This window comes from Bradyrhizobium sp. MI1.4, from assembly GCF_055811315.1.
Map to the genome: position 1 here is coordinate 1 of NZ_JBVVPP010000100.1, position 6847 is coordinate 6847.

Consider the following 6847-nt stretch of genomic DNA (forward strand, 5'->3'; position numbering starts at 1 on the left):
TTAAAGCTAGACTTAAGGTCACACGCTTCGCGAATTACCAACCCTCACGCAAGACGGCCCCCATCGGAGGCGTACGGCTGATTGATCGACCCGATGCAGTCTACGGACTCTCGTCCGTCGCATAGAAGCGAAACCAGCTTCGCAGAAGAGCGATCCCGTCACCTCTAATCTGAGTCTACTAATGCCTTCATCAATGATCCAAGAGGTTGAGGTTCAAACCGAGATCAGCCGCCAGAGAGAGCGCCGCATGCAAGCTCGATTTCTGAAAGGCCCAATCCCTATGGACGACCTTTCCGCGGCCTCACGGCTCCCTGGCCAAGCGCTGGCGCTTTATTTGGCCGTTCGCCATCGGTGCGACATTTCGCGATCGGCCGCGGTGACCCTGCCGGCACCGCTTCTTCGCCAGTTGGGGATCAACAAGGACGGAAAGTCGCGCGCTATCCGGGCCCTAAGTGCGGCTGGTCTGATCATCGTGGAGCAGAGGCGCGGACGATCTGCTCGGGTCACCCTCGCATCCAATTCGTCGACGTGATCGGAAGGCTGCCGCTATGACGTATGAGGAAGAGTTCGAGCATGTGCTGCTCAAGCGTACTCGCACGGCTGCGCAAATCACCGGACACTCATTCTCCCGATTGATTGAGTTGATCAAGGCGGTCGGCGGAGTGGCTGCTGCACGCCGTTTAATCGCACCTACAGCTAGCAACATTGGACGATTCCCGGTTGGCATGCGGGTCCTCGCTCGAGCCGGCTTGCTGCACCTCTCGGTGGAGCAAGCTGTGATTGACTTCGGCGAGGCCGGTAAGATCTTCAGCGTCGAGGAGGTCCGCGAAGCAAAACAGCGCCTGGAGATGGCTCGGATGATACTGAAGAGGAGCCAGAAGTGATTCCCTCCTCCATCGTAGATAGACAGCTAAGGGTCGTTGACATTAACTAAATAATCAACTCGCCTTAGTCCGGGCCGAATGTCGTCTATGACTCGATGCCTCCGATGTAGGGCATCGCTGTGATCAAGGTCGTCGTAGTTCGACTGGTTTGTGTTGGGGGTGTCGGTGCTATTGCTGCCGCCACGTCCAAGTCCGTGCCGGTGCCCGTGACGTCAATCACCTATCCCGCCGTCGCAGGCACCAAGGCCGATCGGCTATCGCTGGTCAGTCCAAGACATTCATCCAACTGTCGAGAAGGTCGCTCTCGCATGCATGACTCCTGCCGAGCCTCCGGCTCCGCCTCAGCGTCAGCCAAAGGAAGTAGCTAAGGCTAGTACTCCGGCGTTCATTCCCCGCCACTGGCACGATCCTAACGATACCCGCCTCAGCCCAAGAAGCCAAAGGCGGAGCCTCTGAGAAGTACCTCACGCAACGCATCCGCGACCAAATTGGCTGATGCGCAAGACTGCCGAGCAGATGGGGTAAGCTCCATGTTGCGCAAACTAAGCTTGCAGCCCGCCTGCCCACGCTAATTCCTGCGGAAGGAATTGTGCGTTGCGTCTAAGTTTGGCGTTCTAACTTCTAAAGTCACGTTTCATTGCTGCCCCTGACGGTTCTCATGCATACTCTCTGATGCGCGGCTGAACAGCCCATCAGAATAGCTGAAACAGCACGTGCTTTAAGGGAGGACAACGATGCGTGGTTCTTACGTCAACTTTGTCTATTCGACCGCAATCGCGTTGGCACTTGCAGCCACGCTCTCGTCGACAACCTACGCCCAGAAAAAGTACGATCCTGGAGCAACCGACACTGAGATCAAGATCGGCAACATCATGCCGTACTCTGGTCCCGCATCCGCCTATGCGACGATCGGCAAAACTGAAGCCGCCTACTTCACCAAAATCAACTCTGAAGGCGGCATCAACGGTCGGAAGATCAACTTTATCTCCTACGACGACACGTACAGCCCGCCTAAGACGGTCGAGCAAGCTCGTAAGCTCGTTGAGAGCGATGAGGTGCTGTTGATCTTCAATCCGCTTGGGACGCCCGGTAACACCGCTATTCAGAAGTACATGAATTCGAAGAAGGTCCCGCAACTGTTCGTATCGACAGGTGCTGCCAAGTGGAACGATCCAAAGAATTTCCCTTGGACGATGGGATGGCAACCCAGTTATCAGGTCGAGGCTCGCATCTACGGCAAGTATATCCTGCAAAATTACCCGGGTAAGACCGTCGGCGTGCTTTACCAGAACGATGACTTTGGGAAAGACTACGTTACGGGCCTAAAGGATGGCCTTGGTGATCAAGCCAGCAAGCTGATTGTTGTTGAAGCTCCTTACGAGACGAGCTCACCGACAGTCGATTCTCAAGTCGTGCAAATCAAGGGCGCCAATCCGGACATCTTCGTAAATATAGCGACACCTAAATTTGCCGCCCAGGCCATAAAGAAGGTCGCCGAAATGGGATGGCATCCTGTGCAATTCTTGACCAACGTCTCTGGCTCTATAGGGGGAGTTATCAAGCCTGCCGGATTCGAGGCCAGCCAGGGCATCCTCTCTACCGCATACCTGAAGGACCCGAAGGATTCAGAGTGGAAGAACGACGCATCGATGAACGAGTGGCGGGCTTTCATGACGAAGTGGTACCCCGAAGGTGATCTCGACGACTCTGCGACTGTGTTTGGTTACGGTGTTGCAAAGGGCCTCGAGCAAGTCCTACGTCAGTGCGGTGATACGCTGACCCGTGAGAATGTGATGAAGCAGGCAGCCAACCTCGATTTTGAGATTGGAATTTACATTACGGGCACACGTATCAAGACAGGCCCTGACGATTTCGCCCCGATCGAGCAGCTCCAGATGATGCGATTTAAGGGGGAGAGCTGGGAGAGGTTCGGGCCGATTATGAGCGGTGCGCGAGGATCCTGATCGACCATTTTGCGGTTGTACTTTGGCCTGCACCGCTCGTTCATCGAATAGGTGCGGGCCAGAGCGGCCGACTGTCATTCTGTTCAAGAATCTTTTGAAAAGCGGTCAAAGCGTCCAATCTGCGAGTCAAAAATGACACAGGCTGAAATCGAGACCGAGTTGCTCGCCCTGCGTTCCGAACTCAATGAGCAAGCTACCAGAGCTAAATCTCGAGAGATCGAGTGGCGCAGGCTTGGCTTAATTGCGAAGGGAAGCAGTGTATTAGCTTCATTGACCGGCCTGGTTTTCATCATTTCGAATCTGATGATCTCGAAAACGCCATCCAATGGCAATTTTCACGACCAGCTTGTTATGATGAGTATATTTATGATCTTACTTGCCGTTCCGCTGATGCTCATAGGCCAGGCTTTGCACAAGTCGCCGCAACTGGTTATCGGACGATCCTGACCGGTAGAGTTGTCGGTGGCGCGTGGTGACGTGACGTGCCGCACATACAGGACCCCAGTGAGCTCCCATTGTACTGGGACAGACAAGCAATAGTGCGGTCTGACTTGGGACCACGAACATGACAAGCTTTCGTCCAGGGCTCTTCGCCCTCGCAACTGCTGCCGCAATCGTTTCGACCGTCGTCTCGGTCTCCACTGCAAATGCAGGACCATATGATTGGATGAGCAACAAACCATATGTTGCTTGCGTTCAACAGGCTTACAGCCTCGGCCAGGTAATTACGCAGCTCTACGGTCATACGACCGGTGTGATCGCCTACAACCGCGATCGTCGCGCTTGCAACAGGGCGAATGGCTACCCGGATGCCTGATATTGTTCATGAGTGAGCCGATAATTCGCAATCGGCTCACCATGAGTTCCGAACGGGCCCTGACGTGAATACTTCAATTTGCTCGACCGTGGGATAGCTCATGCGCTGGTTGTTTGTTAGTGTCATTGGCATGTCGGTCGGCCTAGGAACCCTGCTCATCACGGCGCTCGACAACTTGATGAGAGGCTACGGCATATTCTGGTGGGCTATGCTGACGCTTCTCACGATGCTCGCGATTCTAGTCACCGGCTTTACCGTGATGATGCGGATCAAGTAACTCTGGACCGATTGTTTGCGGCGGAAACTTAATTGGCCAACCTTTTGGCGGGAGGCCATTAGCGTTGATGGCCTAATCCGATTCCAAGCTTCAATGCTTTCTGACGCAAGGAACCTACGGACCTCTTCGTCAGCTTTGCGATCTTGGTAACAGGCGTTCTTGCTTTCGAATGAGCCCGCAACTCCTTCACGTCTTCCTTGGTGTATTCCCGTCTAACGGACTTCTTTGATTTCTTGGCCATGTCGACTCCGATTAACTGGAGTGGCCTTCTATCATGATTAGCTTGATGATCAACTTGATTGCACAGGCCCTATCACTCCCGTGCTCTGCACCTGACCATCGCATTTTCATTCACTGCCGTTGGAGTACAGTTAGCTTATTAAAGCGCCTCCACACCGAGACGCCTTCTGAACTTCAACGAACGATCGGTTGCCTGAGAGGAGACTTCACTCAGCAATCAGATGGCAATTGGCCCAATCTATAGAATCGAATGGCGAACGCTTCTGGCGACGCTTGAGTAGGTAATCGGTCCAGCCTTCGTCTGGCTGATCTTGGATGTCGATCTGCCGATACCCGAAGTCGGTCTTCATCCATTGCTCACGCAACACGGCTTCGAATTTACCCAACGTGCAATGGTATGGCCGGTCGATGATGCAGTGGTAATGCAGTCGATTATCCGCGCTGGTTTCGAGCACCACAATCATTAGTAGGCGCTTGCCATACCTCTTGGCCGCGCTGCCTAGAAGCAAATGCTCCAGTCGATTGCGGAAGTGCTTGAAATTCTCAGAGGCGACGATGTCATCAACTACCTGGCCGCCGTGGCGCTTCTTCATTGTGAGCGTCACGGCTGCAGGCGCCCGAAACGGAATCGAGCTTATTAGGCGGGCGATCTCTGTGCGACACGCCCGTTCTGACCTGTCCATCAATAACGGATCGGCGGCCAACGTTCCGACCTTCGCAATCTGCAAAGAGTGCGCAGCAGGAAGTGGCGAGCCTTGTCGCTAAGGATGAGAACTGCACTCGCTCGTCCAGCCAGGAGTATCTTTTGCTCGCCGAGTGATGTTAAGCTGCCCAGCCGAATCCGATACACTCCTGTCGTACGGCCGGCGTAGAGGGCTCGCCGTAAATCCATCAGTTCCTCGTAGCTTCGCGGCTTGTTAAGCTGTAGCCATTCGAGAACGTCGGTGGGCAACGAGTCTGGATAGCGCTGGCGATACGACTTTCGACGATCTTGCAGTGCAGGATGTGCGGTGGTCGGTGAATTGGATGAGTCATCCGGCTCATCCCAGAGCGATCGGCCCTTGACGGATGGTCCGTCTGCTAGACGAGTTGAATTGCTGTAGCTCACGACAGCGCCCTGTTCTCGCAGGTCGCTCTCGTACGTCTTTCGCTGCTCTTCGGTGTTTATGGGATTTGGATGTTTTGGTGCTGGAATGCCCCAGCGATTTGGCTTGTGAGCCATCGTATCTCCGTTTCGTTGCGAATTGGGTGGTCGGCTGACATCAGATCAGCCCCAACGGAGGTATTTAGATTTTTGGTATGCGGGCTGGCCCGGGATGGGATCAAAATCGCTTGCAGCTCGACGATGCACTATTCAACCGGCGCGAGGCATGTACGCCCCCGGTCCGGTTTACTCCCCAAAGCCCGACGTGCTGGTGCAAGTGCTCAATGGTCAGCTAAGGGCCAGTTCCAGACTCTTGCACCGCAGCAAGCGAGACCATGATTTTCTGAGAAAACCAGCTGTGCTAACTTTGAAGGGCGGACTGAAGGAGGGACACGTGGCTCGTTTAGTAACGCGTCGTACCTTGGTTACGACTACCTGTTCGATTGCCATTGTCGCCGTGGTGAACGCCGAGACGTCGCGGCCATGGCGCGTCGGACTGGTTACCTCTGGGTCGGGCGACCGGATTATCGCATGGTTCAGGGAAGCTTTCAAAGCCAAGGGATATCGCGAGGGGAAGGACCTGGTAATCGAACTGCGAGAAGCGAAGGGTCACTACGCGCTGTTGCCAAATCTGGTTGAGGAGCTCGTTGCGCTGAAGCCAGATGTCATAATCGCTGAAGCAACACCCGCAATCGCAGCGGCACAACGAGTGACCTCGACGATTCCGATCGTCATGTCACCATCCACTGATCCCGTTGGCTCCGGCTTCATCAATAGTTTTGCCAAGCCCGGTGGCAAAATTACTGGCGTAGCGAACATGTTCGGTGACCTCACAGCCAAGACACTTGACATCGTTCGCCTTCTCTTTCCCAAAGTGCAGAAAATCGGTGTGCTCACCTCAAACAACCCGACGCATCCGGCGTTGGCCGAAGTGGCGGCGAGTGCAGCGGGTGCGATCGGTGTTGCAGCCCAACGGTACGTTGCGGTGAACCCCGAGGACCTCGACAAGGCATTCGCCGAGATGCAAGCGGCGAATTGCGAAATCGTTTACGTGCTGGCAGACCCACCGCGACGAACAATGCCCTCAATCGCGCTCAAGTATGGGCTGCCCACGGTCTATCAGGTCACGAACTACCCAGACATAGGTGGGTTGATGGCTTATGGGCCGGACATCGAGGCTCTATTTGTACTAGCGGCCGATTACGTGGATCGCATCCTAAAAGGTGCGAATCCAGCGGACTTGCCGGTTCAGCAACCGACGAAATTCCAGTTCGTGATCAACCTCCAAACGGCCAAAGCATTGCACTTGACTGTCCCAGAGCAAGTGCTCCTACTCGCGGACAGAGTGATCGAGTAGCGCTCGTGTTGAGACACCGAAAGTCTGCTAGACTGTATGTCCCCCCACAAAATGAGGCGACTCACCCTCGATGTTGCGACGAGGGTCGCCCGGATGGACCGGGTAGAGCCTCAAACAAGGAGGGCGAGTCGTGGGTCATCATACCGAGGTCTTTGTCGGAATCG

The 6847-nt window shown here is 54.8% G+C and carries 7 protein-coding genes; 5 read left to right on the forward strand and 2 right to left on the reverse strand.

The features are described from left to right. Window positions 1-548 precede the first annotated feature (548 nt). From AC0L23_RS39520 to AC0L23_RS39535, 4 genes are all read left to right on the forward strand, one after another. A complete protein-coding gene (locus AC0L23_RS39520) occupies window positions 549-884 on the forward strand; it encodes a hypothetical protein (RefSeq protein ID WP_473358376.1) in 336 nt (111 codons plus the stop codon). 734 nt (window positions 885-1618) lie between these two features. Continuing rightward, window positions 1619-2848: an ABC transporter substrate-binding protein gene (locus AC0L23_RS39525; RefSeq protein ID WP_473358377.1), complete on the forward strand. Its 1230-nt coding sequence runs from the start codon at window positions 1619-1621 to the stop codon at window positions 2846-2848. 132 nt (window positions 2849-2980) lie between these two features. Next, the gene (locus AC0L23_RS39530; protein WP_473358378.1) at window positions 2981-3295 is read left to right on the forward strand and encodes a hypothetical protein; all 315 of its coding nucleotides are present in this window, start codon (window positions 2981-2983) and stop codon (window positions 3293-3295) included. Between the two features lie 470 nt (window positions 3296-3765). Further along, entirely contained in the window at window positions 3766-3942 is a 177-nt protein-coding gene (locus AC0L23_RS39535; RefSeq protein WP_473358379.1) for a hypothetical protein, read from the forward strand. A gap of 446 nt (window positions 3943-4388) precedes the next feature. Here the strand turns inward: AC0L23_RS39535 and AC0L23_RS39540 are convergent, their stop codons facing one another. Continuing rightward, a complete protein-coding gene (locus AC0L23_RS39540) occupies window positions 4389-4865 on the reverse strand; it encodes a rolling circle replication-associated protein (RefSeq protein ID WP_473358380.1) in 477 nt (158 codons plus the stop codon). Continuing rightward, window positions 4865-5404, reverse strand: a complete 540-nt coding sequence (locus AC0L23_RS39545; RefSeq protein WP_473358381.1) for a hypothetical protein — start codon at window positions 5402-5404, stop codon at window positions 4865-4867. Before AC0L23_RS39545 ends, AC0L23_RS39540 begins: the two co-directional genes overlap by 1 nt. A 316-nt stretch (window positions 5405-5720) precedes the next feature. Here AC0L23_RS39545 and AC0L23_RS39550 point away from each other — a divergent pair, with 316 nt between their 5' ends. Then, on the forward strand, window positions 5721-6683 hold the full coding sequence (locus AC0L23_RS39550) for an ABC transporter substrate-binding protein (RefSeq protein WP_158091664.1): 963 nt from the start codon (window positions 5721-5723) through the stop codon (window positions 6681-6683). Window positions 6684-6847: the final 164 nt, after the last annotated feature.